This is a genomic window from Amycolatopsis sp. NPDC114484 (assembly GCF_055633755.1).
In genome coordinates, this window is the sequence record NZ_JBVKDQ010000001.1 from 209,198 (window position 1) to 230,333 (window position 21,136).

General features: G+C 68.4%; 25 protein-coding genes. 10 read left to right on the top strand and 15 right to left on the bottom strand.

Going from position 1 to position 21,136, the window contains the following annotated elements; translation table 11 throughout:
* The first annotated feature begins 29 nt into the window (after nucleotides 1-29).
* Entirely contained in the window at nucleotides 30-551 is a 522-nt protein-coding gene (locus tag ACZ7SW_RS01055) for an NUDIX domain-containing protein (protein ID WP_470228395.1), read from the top strand.
* Here the strand turns inward: ACZ7SW_RS01055 and ACZ7SW_RS01060 are convergent.
* From ACZ7SW_RS01060 to ACZ7SW_RS01090, 7 genes are all read right to left on the bottom strand, one after another.
* Nucleotides 511-1,251 carry an amino acid ABC transporter ATP-binding protein gene (locus tag ACZ7SW_RS01060; RefSeq protein WP_470228396.1) on the bottom strand — a complete coding sequence of 247 codons (741 nt, stop codon included), beginning with the start codon at nucleotides 1,249-1,251 and terminating at the stop codon, nucleotides 511-513. The two genes, ACZ7SW_RS01055 and ACZ7SW_RS01060, sit on opposite strands and share 41 nt — an antisense overlap.
* Nucleotides 1,248-1,988 (bottom strand): amino acid ABC transporter permease, encoded by a 741-nt coding sequence (locus tag ACZ7SW_RS01065; RefSeq protein WP_470228397.1) that lies wholly within the window; start codon nucleotides 1,986-1,988, stop codon nucleotides 1,248-1,250. Before ACZ7SW_RS01065 ends, ACZ7SW_RS01060 begins: the two co-directional genes overlap by 4 nt.
* A 4-nt stretch (nucleotides 1,989-1,992) precedes the next feature.
* Entirely contained in the window at nucleotides 1,993-2,763 is a 771-nt protein-coding gene (locus tag ACZ7SW_RS01070; protein WP_470228398.1) for an ABC transporter substrate-binding protein, read from the bottom strand.
* 20 nt (nucleotides 2,764-2,783) lie between these two features.
* Nucleotides 2,784-3,587 carry a substrate-binding periplasmic protein gene (locus ACZ7SW_RS01075; RefSeq protein ID WP_470228399.1) on the bottom strand — a complete coding sequence of 268 codons (804 nt, stop codon included), beginning with the start codon at nucleotides 3,585-3,587 and terminating at the stop codon, nucleotides 2,784-2,786.
* Between the two features lie 146 nt (nucleotides 3,588-3,733).
* Entirely contained in the window at nucleotides 3,734-5,161 is a 1,428-nt protein-coding gene (gene purB / locus ACZ7SW_RS01080) for an adenylosuccinate lyase (protein WP_470228400.1), read from the bottom strand.
* Between the two features lie 34 nt (nucleotides 5,162-5,195).
* Nucleotides 5,196-6,344 carry a galactonate dehydratase gene (gene dgoD / locus ACZ7SW_RS01085; protein ID WP_470228401.1) on the bottom strand — a complete coding sequence of 383 codons (1,149 nt, stop codon included), beginning with the start codon at nucleotides 6,342-6,344 and terminating at the stop codon, nucleotides 5,196-5,198.
* A gap of 8 nt (nucleotides 6,345-6,352) precedes the next feature.
* Nucleotides 6,353-7,033 carry an SDR family NAD(P)-dependent oxidoreductase gene (locus ACZ7SW_RS01090; protein ID WP_470228402.1) on the bottom strand — a complete coding sequence of 227 codons (681 nt, stop codon included), beginning with the start codon at nucleotides 7,031-7,033 and terminating at the stop codon, nucleotides 6,353-6,355.
* Between the two features lie 80 nt (nucleotides 7,034-7,113).
* Between ACZ7SW_RS01090 and ACZ7SW_RS01095 the strand changes: the two genes are divergently transcribed.
* The 3 genes from ACZ7SW_RS01095 to ACZ7SW_RS01105 are packed head-to-tail and all read left to right on the top strand — an operon-like array spanning nucleotide 7,114 to nucleotide 9,418.
* The gene (locus tag ACZ7SW_RS01095) at nucleotides 7,114-7,728 is read left to right on the top strand and encodes a bifunctional 4-hydroxy-2-oxoglutarate aldolase/2-dehydro-3-deoxy-phosphogluconate aldolase (protein WP_470228403.1); all 615 of its coding nucleotides are present in this window, start codon (nucleotides 7,114-7,116) and stop codon (nucleotides 7,726-7,728) included.
* Nucleotides 7,725-8,711: a lactonase family protein gene (locus tag ACZ7SW_RS01100; protein ID WP_470228404.1), complete on the top strand. Its 987-nt coding sequence runs from the start codon at nucleotides 7,725-7,727 to the stop codon at nucleotides 8,709-8,711. The genes ACZ7SW_RS01095 and ACZ7SW_RS01100 overlap by 4 nt, the downstream gene beginning before the upstream one ends.
* Nucleotides 8,708-9,418 carry a FadR/GntR family transcriptional regulator gene (locus ACZ7SW_RS01105; RefSeq protein ID WP_470228405.1) on the top strand — a complete coding sequence of 237 codons (711 nt, stop codon included), beginning with the start codon at nucleotides 8,708-8,710 and terminating at the stop codon, nucleotides 9,416-9,418. The genes ACZ7SW_RS01100 and ACZ7SW_RS01105 overlap by 4 nt, the downstream gene beginning before the upstream one ends.
* On the opposite strand, the gene ACZ7SW_RS01110 is transcribed toward ACZ7SW_RS01105, so the two are convergent.
* Entirely contained in the window at nucleotides 9,394-10,326 is a 933-nt protein-coding gene (locus tag ACZ7SW_RS01110; protein WP_470228406.1) for a GlxA family transcriptional regulator, read from the bottom strand. The two genes, ACZ7SW_RS01105 and ACZ7SW_RS01110, sit on opposite strands and share 25 nt — an antisense overlap.
* A 72-nt stretch (nucleotides 10,327-10,398) precedes the next feature.
* Between ACZ7SW_RS01110 and ACZ7SW_RS01115 the strand changes: the two genes are divergently transcribed.
* Nucleotides 10,399-11,055, top strand: a complete 657-nt coding sequence (locus tag ACZ7SW_RS01115) for an HD domain-containing protein (RefSeq protein WP_470228407.1) — start codon at nucleotides 10,399-10,401, stop codon at nucleotides 11,053-11,055.
* 12 nt (nucleotides 11,056-11,067) lie between these two features.
* On the top strand, nucleotides 11,068-11,481 hold the full coding sequence (locus ACZ7SW_RS01120; RefSeq protein ID WP_470228408.1) for a Rid family hydrolase: 414 nt from the start codon (nucleotides 11,068-11,070) through the stop codon (nucleotides 11,479-11,481).
* A 6-nt stretch (nucleotides 11,482-11,487) separates the two neighbouring features.
* Here the strand turns inward: ACZ7SW_RS01120 and ACZ7SW_RS01125 are convergent, their stop codons facing one another.
* Genes ACZ7SW_RS01125 through ACZ7SW_RS01135 form a run of 3 tightly spaced genes read right to left on the bottom strand, consistent with a single transcriptional unit; the run spans nucleotide 11,488 to nucleotide 13,328 of the window.
* The gene (locus tag ACZ7SW_RS01125; protein ID WP_470228409.1) at nucleotides 11,488-12,099 is read right to left on the bottom strand and encodes a TetR/AcrR family transcriptional regulator; all 612 of its coding nucleotides are present in this window, start codon (nucleotides 12,097-12,099) and stop codon (nucleotides 11,488-11,490) included.
* A 37-nt stretch (nucleotides 12,100-12,136) separates the two neighbouring features.
* Entirely contained in the window at nucleotides 12,137-12,826 is a 690-nt protein-coding gene (locus ACZ7SW_RS01130; protein ID WP_470228410.1) for a hypothetical protein, read from the bottom strand.
* Complete coding sequence (locus tag ACZ7SW_RS01135; protein WP_470228411.1) at nucleotides 12,819-13,328, bottom strand: SigE family RNA polymerase sigma factor; 510 nt, start codon at nucleotides 13,326-13,328, stop codon at nucleotides 12,819-12,821. Before ACZ7SW_RS01135 ends, ACZ7SW_RS01130 begins: the two co-directional genes overlap by 8 nt.
* Before the next feature lie 141 nt (nucleotides 13,329-13,469).
* Here ACZ7SW_RS01135 and ACZ7SW_RS01140 point away from each other — a divergent pair, with 141 nt between their 5' ends.
* Both ACZ7SW_RS01140 and ACZ7SW_RS01145 read left to right on the top strand, forming a co-directional pair.
* Nucleotides 13,470-14,486 carry a threonine aldolase family protein gene (locus ACZ7SW_RS01140; protein WP_470228412.1) on the top strand — a complete coding sequence of 339 codons (1,017 nt, stop codon included), beginning with the start codon at nucleotides 13,470-13,472 and terminating at the stop codon, nucleotides 14,484-14,486.
* 17 nt (nucleotides 14,487-14,503) lie between these two features.
* Complete coding sequence (locus tag ACZ7SW_RS01145; RefSeq protein ID WP_470228413.1) at nucleotides 14,504-15,085, top strand: HAD family hydrolase; 582 nt, start codon at nucleotides 14,504-14,506, stop codon at nucleotides 15,083-15,085.
* 68 nt (nucleotides 15,086-15,153) lie between these two features.
* Here ACZ7SW_RS01145 and ACZ7SW_RS01150 read toward each other — a convergent pair whose 3' ends face one another.
* Complete coding sequence (locus ACZ7SW_RS01150; RefSeq protein WP_344266394.1) at nucleotides 15,154-15,339, bottom strand: hypothetical protein; 186 nt, start codon at nucleotides 15,337-15,339, stop codon at nucleotides 15,154-15,156.
* Between the two features lie 543 nt (nucleotides 15,340-15,882).
* Between ACZ7SW_RS01150 and ACZ7SW_RS01155 the strand changes: the two genes are divergently transcribed.
* Both ACZ7SW_RS01155 and ACZ7SW_RS01160 read left to right on the top strand, forming a co-directional pair.
* Complete coding sequence (locus ACZ7SW_RS01155; RefSeq protein ID WP_470228414.1) at nucleotides 15,883-17,058, top strand: S53 family peptidase; 1,176 nt, start codon at nucleotides 15,883-15,885, stop codon at nucleotides 17,056-17,058.
* Between the two features lie 183 nt (nucleotides 17,059-17,241).
* The gene (locus ACZ7SW_RS01160; RefSeq protein ID WP_470228415.1) at nucleotides 17,242-18,219 is read left to right on the top strand and encodes a hypothetical protein; all 978 of its coding nucleotides are present in this window, start codon (nucleotides 17,242-17,244) and stop codon (nucleotides 18,217-18,219) included.
* A gap of 73 nt (nucleotides 18,220-18,292) precedes the next feature.
* On the opposite strand, the gene ACZ7SW_RS01165 is transcribed toward ACZ7SW_RS01160, so the two are convergent.
* From ACZ7SW_RS01165 to ACZ7SW_RS01175, 3 genes are read right to left on the bottom strand one after another with little or no spacing between them, the layout of a single operon-like run.
* Nucleotides 18,293-19,459: a pyridoxal phosphate-dependent aminotransferase gene (locus ACZ7SW_RS01165; RefSeq protein WP_470228416.1), complete on the bottom strand. Its 1,167-nt coding sequence runs from the start codon at nucleotides 19,457-19,459 to the stop codon at nucleotides 18,293-18,295.
* Between the two features lie 42 nt (nucleotides 19,460-19,501).
* A complete protein-coding gene (locus ACZ7SW_RS01170; RefSeq protein WP_470228417.1) occupies nucleotides 19,502-20,653 on the bottom strand; it encodes a transglycosylase SLT domain-containing protein in 1,152 nt (383 codons plus the stop codon).
* Nucleotides 20,654-20,675: 22 nt separating this feature from the next.
* Nucleotides 20,676-20,987 (bottom strand): hypothetical protein, encoded by a 312-nt coding sequence (locus ACZ7SW_RS01175; protein ID WP_067577414.1) that lies wholly within the window; start codon nucleotides 20,985-20,987, stop codon nucleotides 20,676-20,678.
* Nucleotides 20,988-21,136: the final 149 nt, after the last annotated feature.

Below are 21,136 nucleotides of genomic sequence, written 5' to 3' on the forward strand. Positions count from 1 at the left end.
CGGCTGCCGCGCCGGTATCCTGCGGACTCGTGGAGCTGCTGCCGTTCGAGGAGTATGTGCGCTCGCTGCCGCGGAAGCGGATGTCGGCAGGCACCCTGCTGCGCGACGAATCCGGACACGTCCTGCTTGTCGAGCCGTCCTATAAGGACAGTTGGGACATACCCGGCGGGGTGTGCGACGCGGGCGAGCCTCCGTGGCGCACGGCACGCCGGGAACAAGCCGAGGAAATCGGGATCGACCGCCCGCTAGGCCCGCTGCTGGTCATCGACTACGCACCAGACGACGGCCGGATGCCAGAAGGGCTCGCGTTCATCTTCGACGGTGGGCGCATCTCCGCAGCGGAAGCCGCCCGCCTGCCCCTCACCGACCCGGAGATCCTGGCCGTCCACCTGCTGCCGATCGACGAGGCAATTCAGCGAGTAGCACCGACGCTGGCCCGGCGGCTCCGAGTCGCCTGGGAAGCCGCACAGACCGGCGACAGCTTTATCCTCTGCGAGGACGGCCGTCCCCTCAAAGCACCTGCGACAGGAACTGCTGCAACCGAGGACTAGCCGGTGCCTCGAACACCTGCTCCGGCGTCCCCTGCTCCACGATCCGTCCCGCGTCCATGAACGCGACCTCATCGGCCACGCTCCGCGCGAACCCCATCTCGTGGGTCACCACGATCAAGGTGAGACCCCGCGACGCCAGCCCCGCCATCAGGTCCAGGACGCCCTTCACCAGTTCCGGGTCCAGCGCGCTCGTGGCCTCGTCGAAGAGCATCACTTCCGGTTCCATCGCCAGCGCTCGGGCGATCGCCACCCGCTGTTGCTGACCACCCGACAGCGCTGCCGGGCGGTACGGGGCCTTGTCCGCGAGGCCGACTTCCGCCAGCCTGACCCGGGCGACCTCCGCTGCGTCCTCTTTGGACAGACCGCGCACGCTGCGCAGCGGCAGCACGATGTTGTCCAGCACGCTTCGATGCCCGAACAGGTTGAAGTGCTGGAACACCATCCCGACGCGCTGGCGCAGCGCGTCCGGGTCCGAGGCGATGACGCTTTCCCCGTCCAGCAGCAGGTCGCCGCTGTCGGGCTCCTGCAGGCGGTTCACGCAGCGCAGCAAGGTCGATTTTCCGGAACCGGACGGGCCGATGACGCACGTGGTGCTGCCGCTCGGCACCTTCAGGTTCACCCCGCGCAAGACCTCCAACGTCCCGAATCGAACGTGGATGTCCTTCAGTTCCACCGAAGACGAACGAATTGCCGTACTCATACCGTCCCACCCGCGAGCATCTCGTTGCTCTCCGCGGTCACCTTGCGACCGGTCTGCAGCCGCTTGTCGATGTAGTTCACCAGGTGCGTCAACGGAACCGTGATCACCAGGTAGACCACCCCGGCGGCCACCAGCGGCGACAGGTTGCCAGTGTTAGCAGCGAGGTCCTGCCCGATGCGGAACAATTCCCGTTGCGAGGTAAGGAAACCGAGGAAGTACACCAGGGTCGAGTCCTTCACCAGTGCGATGAACTGGTTCACCAGCGCGGGCAGCACCCGCCGCACGCCCTGCGGGATCACCACCAGCAACATCGCTTTGGAATAGCTCATGCCGAGCGCGCGGCTCGCCTCCAGCTGTCCCTTGTCGACGCTCTGAATGCCCGCCCGGAAGATCTCGCCGATATACGCGGCGGCGATCAGGCTCAGTGCGGCGATGCCCAGTGGGTACGGGTTGTTGCCCACCAAGTCACGGGCGAGCAGGCCGACACCCTGTCCGATCACCAGGATCGTCAGGATCGCGGGCAAGCCACGGAAAATGTCCGTGTACACCCGCGCGGGCCAGCGCAGCCAGCGTTTCGTGGACAGGCCCATCACCGCGAGCACCATGCCGAGCAGGGTTCCGATGACAGCCGCCGCCACCGACAGGATCAGGGTGTTGAGGAGGCCGGTCTTGAGCAGGTCCGGGAAAACTTCCCAGATGTACTGCCAGTTCAGGAAAGTGTCGAAAAACTGATCCATCGGGCTACTTCGTCTTGAAATCCGCGGGAACCGGAATGCTCGGCTCGAACTGCTGGTGCACCTTCGCCCAAGTACCGTCCGCGACGGCCTTCTTGATGCCGTCGTTGAGCTTGGTCAGCAGGTCGGTGTTGCCCTTGCGCACCGCGTACCCGTGCGGAATGTTGGTGGTGATCGCCTTCGTGACCTTCAGCTCGGGGTTCTTCGTCGCGTAATCCTCCGCGGACACCTGGTCGAACACCGCGCCGTCGATCGCCGACGACTTCAGCGCGCTCAGCACCGCCGCGTCGTTCGGGAACCGGACCGCCTGCGCCTTCGGCGCGTTCGAGGCCAGCCAGGTGTCCGACACCGTGCCCTGCACCACGCCGATCCGCTTGCCGGACAACGAGTTCTCGTCCGTGATGCCCGCGGTCGCCTTCGCCTCGATGCCGAGCGACTGGTAGTTGTACGGATCGCTGAACGCCACCGTCTTCTTGCGCGCGTCGGTCTGCGCGATCGCCGAACTGCCGATGTCGAACCGGCCGTTCGCGACGCTGCCGAGCAGCGCCGAGAAATCGGTCGCCACGAATTCCAGCTTCAGGCCCTCTTTCGCGGCGATATCCTTCAGCAACGCGTTGTCGAAGCCGGTGAATTGGCCGTTCTCCTGGTACGCGTTGGGCCGCGAATCGCTCAGCGTGCCGACCCGCAGGGTCTCGCCGCCGTCGCCACCGCACGCGGTGAGACCGGCGACCAGTGCCACGGTGACGCTGGTGAAGGCGGTGACGATCAGTTTTTTCATGCCACCAGTGTGCCCCGGCATCAGGAGTTCGCCACCGGGAGGCCCGGGCCGCCCTTCTCCAGCTCCTTCGCCACCGGCGCCGCCTTGAAGAACTGCGCGTGCAGCCGGGCGGCGGTGCCGTCGGCGATCGCCTTGGCCAGACCGTCGTTGATCTTCTTCAGCAACTCGGGGTTCGACTTGGCGACGGCGAAGGCGGACGGGGTGTCCTTGTCCGCGACGGTGTAGCCGAACTCGAGCGGAACCGCCGGGTTCTGGTCAAGATACTTCTGACCGATGTCCTTCGGCACGACCCAGCCGTCGAGCCCGCCGGTCTTCAGCTGCGCGAAACCGGCGTTGTAATCCGGGAACCGGACCACCTGCGCGCCGGCGAGCTTGCCGGCGAACTCGTCCTGCACCGAACCCTGCACGACGCCGACCCGCTTGCCCGCGAACGAGTTCGCGGCGGGCAGCGCGGCGCCCTTCTTGCTGACGACGGTGGTGTAGCTGGTGTCGTAACCGTTGCTGAAGGCCACGGTCTTCTTGCGCGCGGCGGTCGCGGAGATCGTCGAGCTGCCGATGTCGAGCTGGCCGCCGGCGACCTTGGCGAGCAGGCTGGAGAACTCGGTGCCGACGAACTCGACCTGGAAGCCCTCGCGCTTGGCGATGTCCCGCAGGAGTTCGTTGTCGTACCCGGTGAACTGGCCGTTTTCGAGGTAGATGCTGGGCGGGGCGTCGGTGAGGGTGCCGACGCGCAGGGTTCCCCCGGAAGCGTCCGAGGATCCGCACGCCGTAAGGCCCGCGGTGGCGGCGACTACGACGGCGAGCGTGCTGAGGATCTTTCTCATGGCTTCTTCCTGAATATCCGGGGGTGCGCAGACAAGAAGCGCCAGGCCGCGGGGTGGCGGCCTGGCGCTTCCGGGTTCGGCACGAAGACTAAAAGCTTCGCCCGTTCGAGTAATGCCGTCTCAGCACGTGGACGACGTGCGCGCACTCACAGAATCGGCTGCGGCGCGTACGCCGCGGCGTCCGGGAATCGCTTGAGCACGTCCTCGACGCGCGCCGCGACCTCTTCGACCTGACGCGGGGCCACGCCGGTGAACGAGATCCGGTCGGCGAGGAGTTCGCCCAGGTCAGCGCGGTCGAGCGGGATCCGTTCGTCGGCCGCGAGCCGGTCGAGCAGGTCGTTCTCCGCGCCGCGTTCGCGCATCGCGAGAGCCACGCCGACGGCGTTCTCCTTGATGGCCTCGTGAGCCGTCTCACGCCCGACGCCCCGGCGCACCGACGCCATGAGCACCTTCGTGGTCGCGAGGAACGGGAGATAGCGATCAAGCTCACGCTCGACCACGGCCGGGAACGCGCCGAATTCACCGAGCACGGTGAGGAAGGTTTCGAGCAAGCCGTCGAGTGCGAAGAACGCGTCCGGCAGCGCGACGCGGCGCACCACGGAATCCGAGACGTCGCCCTCGTTCCACTGGTCGCCGGCCAGCTCGCCGATCATCGACAGGTAACCGCGCAGCACCACCGCGAGACCGTTGACGCGCTCGCAGGAACGGGTGTTCATCTTGTGCGGCATGGCCGACGACCCGACCTGGCCCGGTTTGAAGCCCTCGGTGACCAGCTCGTGCCCGGCCATCAGCCGGATCGTCTTGGCGAGGCTGGACGGCGCGGCGGCGAGCTGGACCACAGTGGACAACACGTCGAAGTCGAGCGAGCGCGGATACACCTGGCCGACGCTGACGAACCTGTTGCCGAAGCCGAGGAACTCGGCGATCCGCGATTCCAGCTGGTCCAAAGTGGACTCGTCGCCGAGCAGGTCGAGCATGTCCTGCGCGGTGCCGACCGGGCCCTTGATGCCGCGCAGCGGGTAGCGCTCGATCAGGTTGTCCAGCCGGGAGAACGCGACGAGCAGCTCGTCGGCGGCGGTCGCGAAGCGCTTGCCGAGCGTGGTCGCCTGCGCGGCGACGTTGTGCGAGCGGCCGGCCATCACCAGGTCGGAGTGCTCGACGGCGAGCGCGGCCAGCCGGGACAGCACCGCGGCGACGCGGCCGCGGACCAGTTCCAGCGAGCGCAGCTGCTGCAGCTGCTCGACGTTCTCGGTGAGGTCGCGCGAGGTCATGCCCTTGTGCACGTGCTCGTGGCCGGCGAGGGCGTTGAACTCCTCGATCCGGGCCTTCACGTCGTGCCGGGTGACGCGTTCGCGGGCGGCGATCGATTCGAGGTCGACCTGCTCGATCACCCGCTCGTAGTCGTCGACCACGCCTTCGGGCACCTCGACGCCCAGCTCGGCCTGAGCCCGCAGCACGGCGAGCCACAGCCGCCGCTCGAGCACGACCTTGCGTTCGGGCGACCAGAGCGCCACCAGCTCAGGAGAGGCGTAGCGGGCGGCGAGCACGTTCGGAATGCTGGGCTTGAGCGTCACGGGGCCACGATACCTGCGCAGGTCAGCGGCGCGGTCACCACTCCGTGAGGCTGCCGTCGGGCAGCCGCCACACCGGGGACCGCCAGGTGTGTCCGGTCTCGTCGGCTCGGCGGACGGCCTCCTCGTCCACCTCGATGCCGAGCCCAGGGGCAGTCGGCCGCGCGGCGTAGCCGTCGGTGAAGCGGAACAACGCGTCGTCGGCGAGATACGCGATCGGCTCGCGGCCGTCGTGGTAGTGCATGCCGAGGCTTTGTTCCTGGATCAGGAAGTTCGGCGTCGCGAACGCCACCTGCAGCGCGGCGGCCAGCGAGATCGGGCCGAGCGGGCAGTGCGGGGCGAGGTTCGCGCCGTACACCTCGGCCAGCGCGGCGATCCGGCGCAGCTCCGAGATCCCGCCCGCGTGCGACGGGTCGGGCTGCACCACGGCGACGCCCGCGTCCAGCACCGGTTTGAACTCCCAGCGCGAGAACAGCCGTTCCCCGAGCGCGATCGGGACCGTCGAGGCCTCGACCACCGATGCCAGCACGTCGGCGGGCAGTTCGGGCAGTACTGGCTCCTCGACGAACATCGGCTGTACTTCTTCGAGCATCTTCACCAGCCGTCGCGCCATCGCGGGCGAGACGCGGCCGTGGAAGTCGATCGCCAGGTCACGGTCGGGTCCGAGCGCTTCCCGGGCCTCCCGGGCGCGGGCCAGTGCGGCATGAGCCTCGGCGGGCGTGGCGATCGGCCCGAGCGGGCCGGCGACGTTCATCTTCACCGCGGTGAAACCCCGCTCGACCTGCGCGGACACCGCGTCGAAGATCCCCGACGGGCGGTCGCCGCCGACCCACGAATACACCCGAACGCGATCGCGCACCGGGCCGCCGAGCAGCTCGTGCACCGGAGCGTTCCGTGCCTTGCCCGCGATGTCCCACAGCGCCTGATCGAACCCGGCGAGCGCACTGGAGAGCACCGGACCGCCACGGTAGAAGCCGCCGCGCCGGAGCACCTGCCAGTGGTCCTCGATGCGCAGCGGATCCTTCCCGACGACCAACTCGGCCAGCTCGTGCACGGCCGCGCGGACGGTCCCGGCGCGTCCCTCCACGACCGGCTCGCCCCAGCCGGTGATGCCCTCGTCCGTGCTGACCTTCAGGAACAACCAGCGCGGCGCGACGAGAAACGTCTCGATCCCGGTGATCTCCACCCTGCCTCCTAAGCGGAATCCTTCGCGGCCGACCAGCCGCCGTCGACAGTCAGCTCGGCACCCGTGACGAACGACGCCGCGGGCGAGAGCAGGAACGCGATCACCGCGGCGACTTCGGCCGGGTCGCCGAGCCGTCCGGCGGGCGTCGCGCGAGTGCTGCGTTCGCGGTCTTCCGCGCTGATCCGGTCCCACGCCTCGGTCTCGACCGGGCCGGGAAGCACCGAATTCACCCGTACCTCCGGCGCGTACTCCACGGCCAATTGCCGAGCCAGAGACACCAAAGCGCCTTTGCTGGCCGCGTAAGCCGGGTGGCCGGGCAGGCCGAATCGCGCGTGTACCGAGGAAACCAGCACCACGGAACCGCGCCGGGAGCGCAGCGAAGGCAGGCAGGTCCGCACGGCCAGGTACGACGCGGTGAGGTTCACGTCCAGCTGTCGTTGCCATTGCGCGCGGTCGGTTTCGTGCAGCGGGCCCAAAGTCGGCAGATAAGCGTTGCTGACCACGGCGTCGACTTCACCGGCCAGCTCGAGAACGCGTTGCCACGTCTCGTCTTCGGTCACGTCGCCCCGCACGCCGCCGGGCATCGGGGCGAGGTCGACGCCGATCACCCGGTAGCCGTCAGCTTCGAGCTGGCGGGCGGTCGCGGCGCCGATCCCGGACGCCGCACCGGTCACCACGGCAGTGCGCATGGTTCGCAAGCATGCCGGGACGCTCGCGACCCAGTCAAGAATAATTAGTAATTTATAATTTGCCTGCTAGGCTGACCGGCATGGGATACCGGTGGGAGATCACCCGCGAAGCAGTGCGCCAGGGCGTCGTCGGGATCGTGCGGACAGCGGACGCTGCCTCGGCCGTCGCCGCCGCGCGGGCAGTGCTCGACGCCGGACTGAAGTCGGTCGAAGTCCCGCTCACCAACGCGGGCGCGCTCGTCGCGATCGGGGAACTGAGCGCCGCGTATCCGGACGCCACGATCGGGGCCGGCACGGTGCTCGACGAGTCGTCCGCGACGGCCGCGATCCGGGCAGGGGCCCAGTTTCTCGTCTCCCCGTCACTGCACACCGAGGTCTTGCGTACCGCTCATCGGTACGGCGTCGCGGCGCTGCCGGGCACCGGTTCGGTCACCGAAATCGTGCGCGCGATGGAGGAAGGTGCTGATGCCGTAAAGGTTTTCCCGGCTTCCGCGCTCGGTCCGCAGTGGATCAAGGACGTGCTCGCCGCGCTTCCGCAGGCACCGCTGGTGCCGACGGGTGGAATCGCTCCCGAGGACGTGCCAGGCTGGCTCGACGCGGGCGCGGTCGCCTGCGGGATCGGGTCGGCGCTGACCCGTGGTTCGCCTGAGGACATCCGGGTCAGAGTGGCCGCATTGGTGAGGGAGAGCTCGTGAGCGACGTCGTACTCGTCGGCTGCCGTACCGCCGAAACCGGCGGAAACGGCACGGGAATCGCGATTTTCCGCCGCTCCGGCGACGAACTGATCGCGGAATCGACGTTGCCGATGGTGTCGCCGACCTGGCTGGCCCAGCATCCCGCGCTGCCGATGGTGTACGCGGTCAACGAGACGAGCTACGGCGAGATCACCTCCATTTCGGTCGCCGACGGCCTGGCCACGCTCGACGTGGTCGAATCCGGCGGGGCCAGCCCGTGCCACCTCGCGGTGACGCCGAACGGCCGATTCCTGTTGTGCGCCAACTACGGCGGCGGCAACCTGGCCGTGTTCGCCCTGCGCGCGGACGGCCGGATCGACGGCCGCACAGACCTGGTGCAGCACACCGGGAGCGGGCCGCGCGCCGACCGGCAGGAAGGCCCGCACGTCCACATGGCGGTGTCCTCGGCGGACAGCTCGGTGGTAAGCGCTGTCGATCTGGGCACCGATGAAATCCGCAGCTACACACTGTCCCCGGAAGGAAAACTGACCCCACTGGCCGTTTCGTCGCTGCCGCCGGGCACGGGGCCGCGGCAGCTGGTGCGCGGCGCGGACGGAATCGCCTACGTGGCAGGAGAATTGTCCGGCGAGCTGATCACTATGCGGGAGACGTCGCCAGGAGCGTTCGAGTTCGTCGCGGCGACCCCGGCGACCGCGGCAGGCGGCGAATCCCTGGTGGCACACCTGGAAGTGCTCGATTCCGGGATTTACCTGTCGAATCGCGGGCCGGAATGCATCACGTCGTTCGCCGGAGATCCGCTGCGCGCGACCGTCGATCAGCCGTGCGGCGCGTACCCGTGGAACTTCGCGGTGGCGGACGGAACGTGCTACACCGCCGCGTTCCGGGACGACGTCATTTCCGTTTTCCCGTTGAAAGACTTGGGAAACGCCGAGGTGCGCAAGTACCCGACCGGCTCCCCGACGTGCGTGCTCCCGCTCCGGTGACCGATCATCGCCCTCGCGGCCTGCACGGACAGACCGTGGAAACGCTCGCCGCGCGCATTCTTTCCGGCGAATGGCGCGAGGGCATGGTGCTGGACCTTCCCGCGCTGCGCGAGGAGCTGGACATCAGTCTCACCGCGCTGCGTGAAGCGCTGAAAGTGTTGGCAGCAAAGGGAATGATCGGCGCTCGACAGAAGCACGGAACGTTCGTGCAACCGCGCGAGAATTGGCAGCTTCTCGACGCCGATGTCATGCGCTGGCAAACCACTGCCCGCGGAAACAATGGCCTGCTGGACGAATTGGCCGAAGTGCGCGCGGTGGTCGAGCCCGCTGCGGCGCGGATGGCCGCGGAACGTGCGACCGCCGAAGACCTTGCCGCGCTGGCGTCCGCGCTCGACGCGATGGTCGACGCGCCGGATCTGGAAGCGAGTGTCGAGGCGGATCTGGCGTTCCACCGCGGCCTGTTGACCGCCGCGCACAACAACTTCCTGCTCCAGATCGAACGCGTCATCGCGATCGGGCTGGCGGAGCGGGACAAACTCGTCCACAGCGCCGGCCCCACCGACGACCCGGTGCCAAGCCACCGCCGGGTGCTGGACGCCATCGCCGCACGCGACCCGGTCGGCGCGGAGACCGCGATGCTGGACCTGCTGGTGAAATCCGCCGCCGACGCGAAGCGGACAGGTCAGGAAGTGAACGCCCGGCGGTAGGCTGTCGGCGTGGTCCCGAGTGCCCGGCGGAAGTGCAGCCGCAGGTTGGCCGGGGTGCCCAGGCCGCAGTCTCGCGCCACCCGGTCCACCGAATGATCCGTGGACTCCAGCAGTTCCCGTGCTTTGCCGAGCCGAGCGTTGAGCAGCCACTGCAACGGCGTCGTCCCGGTTTCCTCGGCGAACCGGCGCAGGAAAGTGCGCTGCGACATCTCGGCGTGCCGGGCGAGCAGGCGGATGCTGAGCGATTCGTCCAGTCGCTGCAACGCCCATTCCCGCGTGGCCGACAGCGAAGCGTCGCCCGCGTCCGCGAGCGGAGCGGGGACGTATTGCGCCTGCCCGCCTTCCCGATGCGGAGCGGCGACCAGACCGCGCGCGATCCGATTCGCGACCGCGGCACCCAGATCGCGGCGCACGATGTGCAGGCACAGATCGATGCCGCAGCACACGCCAGCCGAGGTGAGCACGTCACCCTCGTCGACGTAGAGCACATCTCTATCGACCTGGACCGAAGGGTATTCCCGCTCGAATTCGTCGATATATTCCCAATGCGTGGTGGCGTGCAAGCCGTCCAGCACTCCCGCCGCGGCCAGCGCGAACGCGCCGGTGCAGATGGACACCACCCGCCGTCCCCGGTCGCGTGCCTCGGCCAGCAACTCGACCGCCGCTTCCGGCGTCTCGCGGATCGGGTCGTATCCCGGCACGATCACCGTGTCCGCCGCGCGCAGCTCCGCGACGCCGCCCTCGGCGGCCAGCTCGAACCCAGCGCTGGTGGCGACCTTCGGTTTGAGCGAGCACAACGTCATCTCGTAATGCGTTTGCGGCCGTGTGTGGAACACCTGCGCCGGGATCGCCAGGTCCAGCGGGAGAACCCCGTCGAGCACCAGTACCGCTACCCGATGCACCGTCATGGCAAGATTCTATCGAAGTCCGGCAAACTTGCCACTCACCAGGTCAGAGCGGTGCGGGCCAGGCTTTAGGGCATGACCGAACTCCTTCCGGACCCGGTTGCCGCACTGCCCGCGACTCCACTGGCGGACGCCGTCATCGAGGTCGTCCGCCCAGTGGAATCGCGGTCGGTGTTCAACCACAGCGTCCGCACCTACCTGTTCGCCCGGCTGGTCGCCGACCGGCTCGCGCTCTCCGGCTACGACGACGACCTGCTGTTCGCCGCGTGCGTGATGCACGACCTCGGCGTGGCACCGGACGGCCCGCACCAGGAACGCTTCGAGGTCGAGGGGGCCGAACGCGCGGCCGGATTCCTTGTCGAACAAGGGATTTCGACCGCGGACGCCGACGAGGTCTGGCAGGCCATCGCCCTGCACACTTCCCCGGGCATCGTGGAACATCGCGGCCAGCTGTGCGTCCTCGTCCACGCTGGGGTCGCCGTCGACTTCGGCGGCCCGATCGGCGCCGAGTACCTCGCCGCGGTCACCGACGAGCAGGCCGCGACGATCCACGCCGCTTATCCCCGACTGGACATGGTCCGTTCGCTCACCGACGCGATCGTCGCGCAGGCCGCGAAAAACCCGAAAAACGCGCCGGTGCCGTCCACTCCCGCCGATTTCCTGCGGGAACGCGCGGCCGACGGCGAAACCCGGCTGGAACGCGCCGCCCATTCGTCCCGCTGGGGCAACTGAGAAAGGATCCACATGCACTCCGTCGAAATCCCCGAGGACTCCGAAGTTTTCGGACCGTCCGGGGCGTCCGCCTTCGCCCGTTTCGGTTACTCGGCCGCCGTCCGCGCGGGCAATCTCCTGTTCATCGCCGGGACGATCGGCCGCCGCCCGGACGGGGCCATCGCGGAAACCATCGAGGAACAAACCGAGATCGCGCTCCGCCGGATCGAGGAAATCCTTCGCCTGGAAGGCCTCGACCTCTCCTCGCTGGTCGACGTCACGAGCTATCACGTCGACATCCACCAGCACCTGCCCGGTTTCCTGGAAGCCAAGCAGCACCTCGTGACTGCGGAGCCCTACCCGGCGTGGTCGATGATCGGCGTCAGCGGGCTCGCCAGCCCGGGGCTGCTGATCGAAATCCGGGCCACCGCGGCGTATCCGGACTAACTGTCCTCAATGGACGCTGGCGGACTCCGCGAGCGCGGTCCGCAGCATCCGCGCGGCGGCGGCGCGCGGGGCCGGGTCGACCGCGATCAGCGCGTTGACCACGGCCCCGTCCACCAGCGCGACCAGCCGGTCCAGCTCGTCCTTGGCCACCGGCGTGCCGGAGCGGGCGAAGATCTCCGTGAGCAGTTCGTTGAGCTGCTGGGACAACGTCCGCATCAACGGCCGCAGGTACGGCCGCCTGCCCGTGGCGACCAGGCGTTCGTAGCGCAGCAGAACCGCCTCGGCGTCGGCTTCCGGATCGCCGCTCTGCGGGCCGAGCAGCATGTCCAGAACGAGTTCCACGGTCGCCTGCACGCCCCGGTTCCGGGTCGTCAGGTCGTCCAGCTGCCGGCGTCCGTTGGCCAGTTCGGTCTGCCCGTGGTGTTCCACCGCGGCGGTGACGAGCTCTTCCAGCGAGTCGAAGTAGTACGTCGTGGACGCCAGCGGCAGGCCCGCCCGCTCGGCGACCGCCCGGTGCCGGACCGCGTCGAAGCCGCCCTCGGCCAGCAGCTCAGCGGCGGCTTCGACGAGCGCTGCCCGTCGTCGTTCGCCCTTGGGGGTGGTGGCTGCTGCCGTCATGTCCGGTCATTCTGCCAGCCGTCCAGGAGGCCGCCGATCAGAACCGGGTGGCCAGCGAAGCGGCGAAGCGCGCCAGGTCGGTCGCGTACGGTGCTGGTTGCCCGGACGTTCCCGGCACGCTGACCAGCACGAGAGTCCCACCGCTGCCGGTTTGCTGACGCACGGTGACGGCTCCGGCCGGTTGCGTGGGCACGGTCACCGCGGCACCGCGAGCGAACACCGCCGCGCCGATCGTCCCGTCCGGAAGCGGGAACCCCGCGCCGCGCGACGACGTCGTACAGACGCTGCCTGGGGAAGCCTGCGCGGCGTTCAAGTGGCCTGGGAGCTCGCCAGCGAGGGCAGTGGCGAGCTCCCAGTCCACCCGTCCGCACCCGGAGGTGCCTTCGACCCGAGGGCCGGTCCTCCCGGTTTCGCCGGCTCCCTGCCGAGACGGCTGACCCGGGAAGTCATCCCCCGTGCTGAAAGGACGCGCCGCCGACCCGCCGGGTTGCACTGGCGCGGCCGCGGAATTAGCGAGCGAATCGGACTTCTCGCTCGAAATTCCCACAATTCCCCACGTACCGAACCCAGCGGCCACCACCACCGCAGCCGCGCCGACGGTGATCCGGTTGCGCCGACGCACCGTCTCGCGCTTCGAACGGCGCACCACGTCGTCCACCGAGAACGTCGGAGGCGGCACCTCACCGGGAGCGGCGGAGAACAACGTCTCGGCTTCCCGCTCATCCATTGGTCTCCACCTCCCGTTCCAGTACCTGACGCAGGTTCGCCAGCCCGCGCGCCGTTTGGCTCTTCACATTGCCTTCGCTGCAGCCCAGCGCTGTCGCCGCGGCTCCGACGTCCAGGCCGTCGAAAAACCGCAGCACCAGTACCGCCCGCTGCTTCGGCGGAACTTCCTTCAGCGCCGCGAGCAGGTCCTCGCGCGTCGCGACGCGTTCCGCGAGCCCCGGGGCGTCGTCCACGGGTTCCGGCAGCACTTCGGTCTGCCGCTCCCGCCGCCACGGCCGCCGTGACTCGTCGATGACCGCGCGCACGAGCGTCTTGCGCACGTACGCGTCGGTCGCCGCGCGGTCTCTGATCTTCTTCCACCTCCGGTGCAGCGCGACGAACGCCGTCTGCGCGAGGTCGTCGGCTTTGTGCCAATCCCCGCACATCAGATAGGCGCTCCGGCGCACGGCGTCCCTCCTCGCGGCGAAGTACTCCGCGAACTCTTGTTCGTCGCGCTGGTCCACGCGCTTTGCAGCTCCGCTCTGGCCTTGTCCGGTGAAGGGACGGATCCGGGGGCGTCCACGGTTGCACGTCCGGCCGGAAACGTTCCACCCCCCGCCGCATTGATGCGGCCCCCACCTGTGTGATGTGATCGGACTGTGACCATGACTGGGCAGTTGATCGACTTCCGTTCCGACACCGTCACCCGCCCGGACGCGATCATGCGCGCGGCCATGGCCGAAGCCGAGGTCGACGACAACGTCATCGGCACCGACCCGACCATCGCCGAACTCGAGCGCCGGGCCGCGCAGACGCTCGGCATGCCCGCGGCGCTGTGGACGCCGAGCGGGACGATGGCGAACCTGATCGCGCTGAGCGTCCACCTGCGCCGCGGCGACCGGTTCCTCGCCACCCGCGGCGCGCACGTGCTCACCAGCGAACTCGGCTCGGCCGCCTGGCTGGCCGGCGGCATGCCGGACATCCTCGAACACGACGCGGGCCCCGGCCGGTGCCTGCCGGAGACGCTCGAAGCCGCGATCGGCAACCCCGGTCCGTACTTCACGCTCAACACCACGCTGCTGTGCCTGGAGAACACGCACAACGCGGCCGGCGGCGCGGTCACTCCGCCGGACGAGCACGCGCAACTGCTGTCCGTCGCGAAGCAGGCCGGGCTCACCGTGCACCTCGACGGCGCGCGGATCTGGCACGCGGCCGTCGCGCTGCAGGTGCCGCCCGCCGCGCTGACCGTCGGCGTGGACACCGTGTCGGCGTGCTTCAGCAAGGGCCTCGGCGCGCCGGTCGGTTCGGTCGTCGCGGGCAGTGCCGAGTTCGTCGAGCAGGCCCGCCGGATGCGGCAAATGCTCGGCGGCGGCGTGCGTCAGGGCGGGGTGCTCGCCGCGGCCTGCCTGGTCGCGCTGGACCGCGTCGACGAACTGGCCGAGACGCACGAGTTCGCGAAGCGGCTGGCCGACGGTATTTCCGAGCACGGCTGGGACGTGCGGACGCCGGATACCAATATCGTTCTGGCCGGGGTGCCGGACGTGCCGACCGCGCTGAACTGGCTCGGCTCGCTCGGCATCCAGGCTCTGCCCATGGCGGGCAAGGTCCGGTTCGTGACGCACCGCGACCTGTCGTCCGCTGACATCGCCGAAGCACTGCACCGGATCAAAGCCGGTGCCTGAACCCTGGGGGGACTCGGGTGACCAACTGGATCGTGTTCGACTACGGCGAGGTGCTCAGCCTCCGCACCGCCGCGGTGCCGAAGCTGGCCGCCGCCATGGGCGTCTCGCACGAGACGTTCGAGCCGGTGTACTGGAGCGTGCGCGACCCATACGACCGCGGCTGCCCTGACCTGGAGTACTGGACGTCGATCGGCGACCAGGTAGGCGCGAAGGTGGACGACGCGCTGTCGGCCGAACTGACCGCGCTCGATGTCGCGGGCTGGGGACAGCTCGCGCCAGGATCGCTGGACCTGCTGCAGTCGCTGTCCGAAGCCGGAGCCTCGCTCGCGTTGCTGTCGAACGCGCCGTCGGTGTTCGGCGTCTGGGTGCGCGAGCAGGAGTGGGCGAAGCTGTTCAAGCACACGCTGTTCTCCGGCGACGTGAAGGTCGCGAAGCCGGACGCCGAGATTTTCCAGCTGCTGCTGGACAAACTGGGTGCGAAACCGGACGAGTGCCTGTTCTTCGACGACCGTCAGATCAACATCGACGGTGCCCGCGCGGTCGGAATCCGCGCGCACCTGTGGGACGGCGCCGAAGCCGCCCGCGCGGCGCTGGCCTGAGCAGCGAACGGCTCCCGCACCTTTCTCGGTGCGGGAGCCTTCGTCTGCTCAGTATGGTCCGGCTCCGGTCAGCGGCTGATCCGCTTCGACTGCTTCTTCCCGGTGATCGCCCCGTAGGCCGCGGTGCCCAGGAACAGCACCCCGCCGATGATGCCGATCCACAGCACGGCCTTGAACACGAAGCCGATCACTGACCCGAGCACCATGAAGGCGATCCAGGCCACGACGAGCGCTCCGACGATCTTCCAGAACATGGCTCCTCCGATGCCGTTTCCGCGCCACGTCGGCCCGGTGCCCTCCAGCGTGCCATCCGTGCGACGGAAACTCTCTACGCTGAGCCAACGTTCAGGGGGATCCCAGGGTTCCCCTGAGCCGCTCTCCTGGTCGTCTCGTCCAGCGGGTCCGGCGGTGACACTTGGCGTGACCTGCGGTTTCGCGCCGACCGGATCCGGTTGAACCCGAGCTGGCGGATCAGCACGTCGAGCACGGCGGACGCGGGGCCGACCAGGCCGTCCCAGCCGCGGCGGATCAGGCCGAGCCGGGACCGGCTCAGCGCGGTGCGGCTGGTGTGACAAGCCGATCTGCCCGAACCCAGCCCCGCGACCAGTGCGGCCGATGCGGGCGGCAGAGCAACCCGACAGCTTGGTCACCGGACCGGCCGAGACATCATGGAATGCAGTTTTTACGGCTTTACGACTGTCCGTTGAAAGGCACCTACTATCGGACCGTTGTTCATTCGACGCCCCGGACCAATTATCAGTGGTGAATTATTCACCACTGAGTCGGGAGCAAAATCAATGCGCAAGAAATTGATCGCAGGCGGTGCCTTCGCCGTCGCGCTCGCCCTCACAACCGGTGGAACTGCCACCGCGCGGCAATTCTCCGCCGCCCCCTCGGCCACCGGTGGCCCGACGGTGAAAAACGCCTGTGCGCAGGTGCGCGCGGCAGGCCACATGTCCTGCTTCGCACAGGTGCGCACCGACATCAAGCAGGCCCGGCGCGCCCCCGGCTCCGCCCCCTCCGGCTACGGCCCCGCAGAGCTGCAAGCTGCCTATCAGCTGAAGGCCGACGGCGGTGCGGGCCAGACGATCGCCGTCACCGAGTCCGGCGATTACCCCTCTCTCAAAGCAGATTTGGCCGCCTACCGCAAGCAGTTCGGATTACCCGCCGGCGACGTGCAGATCGTGAATGAAGACGGCCAGGAGAGCCCGCTGCCTGCCGCCGACCCGGACTGGGCCGTCGAGACCGCGCTGGACGTCGACATGATCGCGGCGACCGCGCCGAACGCCAAGATCCTCGTGGTCGAGGCCAATCAGGCCACCACCGACCACTTGGGCAAGGCGGTGGACACCGCGGTCAAGCTCGGCGCGAAGTTCGTCTCCAACAGCTGGGGCGGCGACGAGTCCGAGGGGAGCGCGGGCGACGCGCACTTCAAGCACCCCGGCGTGGCGATCACCGCGTCCAGCGGTGACAGCGGCTACGGCGCGAGCTGGCCGGCATCCTCCCCGTACGCCGTCGGCGTCGGCGGCACGACCCTGAAGAGCAGCGGCGGCTCGTACACCGAGACGGCGTGGAAAGGCGCGGGCTCGGGTTGCTCCAGCTACGCGGCGAAGCCCGGTTTCCAGACCGACGCGACCGGCTGCGACAAGAAGGCCATCGCGGACGTCTCCGCGGTCGCCGACCCGGCCACCGGTGTCGCGGTGTACGACACCTTCCAGCAGAGCGGTTGGCAGGTCGTCGGCGGCACCAGCGCTTCGTCACCGATCATCGCGAGCGTCTACGCCGATGCCGGCACCCCCGGTGCGCAGGACTGGCCCGCCCAGTACCCGTGGTCGCACACCGACCAGCTGACCGACGTCACCTCGGGCAGCAACGGCAGCTGCGACACCAAGCAGTGGTGCAACGCGGGCGCCGGGTGGGACGGCCCGACCGGGCTGGGCACCCCGAAGGGCACCGCCGCCTTCACCAAGTAAGAATCGAAAATTTCAGATAGTTCACCTTAAACGGGCATAATAGCGACCAGCGGTCTAGCGGAACAAATACGACGTTCCGCTCGATCGCTGGTCGTCGCCTTTGTCCGACTCCCTTCACTCGATAGGGTTCCGAACAAGGGAAGGTGCCACCGGCACGGGGAGCCGCAGCGGAGGAGACGCGCATTGACGCTCCACGATTATTCGATTGCGCCGCACAGTCCCGATCAGCGAAATAACCTTGACCCCCTCGATCCGGGCGAACCCTCCTTCGCCGAAACACTGCGCGGTGCGATCGACGCCAGCGGCCTCACCCTGGAACGCATCCGGGCCAGGCTGACCGAGCGCGGAAGCCGGGTCAGCCTGGCGACGCTGAGCAACTGGCAGTCCGGCAGCCGCCAGCCCGAACAACGCCGGTCGATAGAAGCGGTGCGCCAGCTCGAGAACGTCCTCGAACTGCCGATGGGCAGGCTGTCCGGCAGGCTGGGACCGCCCCGGCCGAGGGGCAGGCAAGTCGCCGCCGAGGAGTCCGCCGCGCCCCACGAGCAGTGGCTGGACTCCAGTGGTCTGTCGGCGCTGATGACCGACGCCGACATCGCACCGCAGAACGGACTGCGCCGGATCAGCTTGCACCTGCGCTGTCACCTCGACTCCGGCCGGGCTGTGCACCGGATCAGCTACCGGCACGTCCTGCTGGCCGAACGGGACGGCATCAGCCACGACCTCAACCTGCTGGAGCTCTCCCCAGGCTCCCGCAGGCGGCCCACGCTCATCCCGACGTACAACTGCAGGCTGGGCCGCCAGTCGGTGAGCGAAGAGAAGCACCTGATGATCAACGAACTGCTCTTCGACAGTGCGCTCCGCCGCGGCGAAACCGTGGTCCTCGAGTACGAGATCGAGCTGTACCCCGAGCCGGGACAGCCGTCCGACAACGGCTGGACCACCAGTTTCCGGCTGCCCATCCAGGAATTCCTGATCGAGGCCCAGTTCGGTCCCGATGCCGTCCCGGTCCGCTGCCGGGAGGTCCGCCGCCCGTTCAGCGATCCGACCCCGACCGAACGACCTGTGCGCATCGGCGAATCGGCCAACACGCACGCCGTCATGCTCGGACTGCGCGCCGGGAGGTACGGGCTCGAATGGGACTGGCCCGAGCAGCACGGCTGACCGGACCGCTCAAGCCGCGCGGAGGAACCACGCTGCCTGGACGCACCAGAGGTCAGCGGCCGATGGCCAGAGATCACCCCAGCCAGCCGCCGAGCCTGCGCACCCCCTCGGTCACGTCCTCGGTCGCGCCGGCGAAGGAGAACCGCACGTAGCGGCCGCCGTCGACCGGGTCGAAGTCGATTCCCGGGGTGATCGCGAGGCCGGTGTCGGCGAGCAGCCGCTGACACCAGCTGAGGCTGTCGGTGGTGTGGTCGGAGACGTCGGCGTAGGCGTAGAACGCGCCGTCGGCGGGGGCGAGTTTGTCGAGACCGATCTCGCGGAGACCGGCGAAAAGCAGGTCGCGGTTGCGGCGGTAATGCTCGACGTGCGCGTCCGCTTCTGCGTACGACTCCGGCGTGAACGCCGCGACGGCCGCGTACTGCGAAACCGCAGGCGGGCAGATGGTGAAGTTGCCGGTCAGGACGTCGACCGCCCGGTGCAGCCGCTGCGGCACCAGCATCCAGCCGAGCCGCCAGCCAGTCATCGCGAAGTACTTCGAGAACGACCCGAGCACCAACGCTTCCCGGCCGTACTGCCAGGCACAATCGAGCTGCTTGCCATACGAGATGCCGTGGTAGATCTCGTCGCTGATCAACTGCACGCCGTGCGACGCGCACCAGCCGGAAATCGCGGCCAGCTCGCCCGGCGGCAGCACGGTCCCGGTGGGGTTGCTGGGACTCGCGACGATAAGCCCGTCGATCGGCCCCAGCTGATCGAGCTGCTCGACAGTCGGCTGGAAATTCGTCTCGGCGGTCGTGGCGAACTCGACCACCTCGCAACCGAGGACGTTCAGCAGATTCCGGTACGCCGGATAGCCCGGCCGGGCCATCGCGACCCGCGCGCCCGGGTCGAACGCGCTCAGGAACGACAGCAGAAACCCACCGGACGAACCGGTGGTCATGACGACGTCGGACGCGGCCACCTCGACGTCGTAGGTGCGCCGGTAATGCCCGGCGACGGCTTCGCGCAGCTCAGGAATGCCGAGCTGTTCGGTGTAGCCGAGGGTGTGGTTTTCGAGAGCTTCCTGGGCCGCCCGCAACACCGCCGCCGGAGCGGGCACCGACGGCTGCCCGGCGGCCAGCGAAATCAGGTCGCCATGGCTGCGACGGCGCGCCTGAGCCGCGGACAGCACGTCCATCACGTGAAAAGGAGGCACGCCTGCCCGCAACGCGGGCCCGCCGAAAGCACCGATGTCGACCATGCGGCCAGGCTAACCGGCGGAACCGCGTGCGGGGTTGTGCCGTCAGTAACCGCGGTACGCGCCGCCGTGCGCCATCGCCGCGATGCCCGGGACGTTGGACATCGAGCCGTACCGGTCGAGCGAGTACCGCACCCCGGCGATGATGTTGTCGACCGGGTTGTAGATGTTGTCGTGCCCGGGCAGCTTGTGCGCGTTGAACGTGGAGTCGATGCACTGCATCAGGCCCTTGGACGGATGCCCGGCCGCGGCGTTCGAATCCCAGTTGTTGATCGCGTTCGGATTGCCGCCGGACTCGTGCTGGATGATCGCCCAGATGTTCTTGATGTCCGCGTCGGTCACGTTCACGCCCGCGGCCTGCAGTGCCTTGATGGCTTCCTGGATCCACTGCTGAACGTTGCCGGGCGGAGGCGAAGAGGGCGGACCGCCGCTCGGGCCGAGACCGCCGCCGCCACCCGACGCGCCGCCCCCGCCACCGCCGCCGTGGTGGCCGCCACCGCCACTGCCGCCACCGCCGTGTCCAGTGTGCAGACCACCGGTGCTCTGCGGGACGGTGCCGTCCGAGTTGGGCAGAGGGACCTTCGAGTAGCCGCCCTCGATCTGCGTCTTCATCAGGTCCTGCGACTTCTTGACCATGTCGTCGGCCTGGCTCAGCAGCGGATCGATGGTCTGTTCGGCCGCGGTCGCGTCCTTCTGGTTCGCCTCGTTCGCGTCGGAGATGATCTTCGCCGACGTCGGGCTGGGCGGCGGGCCCTTCTTGTCCGACTTGTCGTTGGCGTATGCCGCTTCGGCCGCCTGCGTCTTCTGCGCTTTGTCCGACTCTTCCTTGATGCGCTTGTCGATCGCCGTCTTGGCGGTGTTCATGGCCTCGGTGACCTTGGTCTTGATCCCGCCGAGGTCGCTCGACAGCTGCGTCAGGTCCTTGCCGACGTCGTCAAGATGCCCCTGCACCTTGTCGCCCGCTTTGGTGATCTGCGTGACGTACTCGACGAAGGAGTCCGCCGCCGGACCTTCCCACACGCCGCCTGCCAACGACTTCGTGGAATTGTTCAGCGCGGCACTGTGGTCGCCCGCCTGCTTCGCGGCGTCGCTGAACTGCTTCCCGGCTTTGCTGATCGCGTCCGGGTTGATCTTGTCGACCTTCTTGGACTTCTCGACAATGCCGTTCCAGTTCGGCGGGTAGTCGATCAGCGCCATGCTCTTGCCCCCTCGTGCCTGCTCAGCGGTCTTCGTGCACAGTCAGGTCGGTCTTGTGGACCTGATCGGTCTCCTGGATCAGCCCGGCGGCCTTCTTGAGGATGAAGCTGGTCGCCTCCATCAGCTTCCCGGCCGCGTCGAACTCGCTGTGCACGCCCTGTTTGAACGTGCCGACCGCGCCGTGCACGTCCTTCGAGCCGCCCATCGTGCCGAACGGGCTTTCCGGCTCGTCGTCAACGCCGGTGAGGTGCTTCTTGGACTTTTCGAACTCGTCCTTCAGCTTCTCCACGTTCCTGGCGGCAATGGCCATGGAATCCGGGTCGTAGACAGGCACCGTTCGTCATCCCCTTCGCGACACTCTCTTCCCGACCAGTTCGGACGCTCCGCTCACCGAGTCGGTTCCCTGCTTACTCTAAGACTTCGAACGCGTGCCGTGTGCAGTTCTGTCCGACTTCGGGCCGCGAACCCCCGGACCGGGTTATC

Coding starts and splice junctions, on each gene's coding strand:
- ACZ7SW_RS01060 (WP_470228396.1), bottom strand. CDS start 1,251: ATGAGTACGGCAATTCGTTCGTCTTCGGTGGAACTGAAGGACATCCAC.
- ACZ7SW_RS01065 (WP_470228397.1), bottom strand. CDS start 1,988: ATGGATCAGTTTTTCGACACTTTCCTGAACTGGCAGTACATCTGGGAA.
- ACZ7SW_RS01070 (WP_470228398.1), bottom strand. CDS start 2,763: ATGAAAAAACTGATCGTCACCGCCTTCACCAGCGTCACCGTGGCACTG.
- ACZ7SW_RS01075 (WP_470228399.1), bottom strand. CDS start 3,587: ATGAGAAAGATCCTCAGCACGCTCGCCGTCGTAGTCGCCGCCACCGCG.
- ACZ7SW_RS01090 (WP_470228402.1), bottom strand. CDS start 7,033: ATGCGCACTGCCGTGGTGACCGGTGCGGCGTCCGGGATCGGCGCCGCG.
- ACZ7SW_RS01095 (WP_470228403.1), top strand. CDS start 7,114: ATGGGATACCGGTGGGAGATCACCCGCGAAGCAGTGCGCCAGGGCGTC.
- ACZ7SW_RS01110 (WP_470228406.1), bottom strand. CDS start 10,326: ATGACGGTGCATCGGGTAGCGGTACTGGTGCTCGACGGGGTTCTCCCG.
- ACZ7SW_RS01115 (WP_470228407.1), top strand. CDS start 10,399: ATGACCGAACTCCTTCCGGACCCGGTTGCCGCACTGCCCGCGACTCCA.
- ACZ7SW_RS01120 (WP_470228408.1), top strand. CDS start 11,068: ATGCACTCCGTCGAAATCCCCGAGGACTCCGAAGTTTTCGGACCGTCC.
- ACZ7SW_RS01125 (WP_470228409.1), bottom strand. CDS start 12,099: ATGACGGCAGCAGCCACCACCCCCAAGGGCGAACGACGACGGGCAGCG.
- ACZ7SW_RS01130 (WP_470228410.1), bottom strand. CDS start 12,826: ATGGATGAGCGGGAAGCCGAGACGTTGTTCTCCGCCGCTCCCGGTGAG.
- ACZ7SW_RS01140 (WP_470228412.1), top strand. CDS start 13,470: ATGACTGGGCAGTTGATCGACTTCCGTTCCGACACCGTCACCCGCCCG.
- ACZ7SW_RS01150 (WP_344266394.1), bottom strand. CDS start 15,339: ATGTTCTGGAAGATCGTCGGAGCGCTCGTCGTGGCCTGGATCGCCTTC.
- ACZ7SW_RS01155 (WP_470228414.1), top strand. CDS start 15,883: ATGCGCAAGAAATTGATCGCAGGCGGTGCCTTCGCCGTCGCGCTCGCC.
- ACZ7SW_RS01165 (WP_470228416.1), bottom strand. CDS start 19,459: ATGGTCGACATCGGTGCTTTCGGCGGGCCCGCGTTGCGGGCAGGCGTG.
- ACZ7SW_RS01170 (WP_470228417.1), bottom strand. CDS start 20,653: ATGGCGCTGATCGACTACCCGCCGAACTGGAACGGCATTGTCGAGAAG.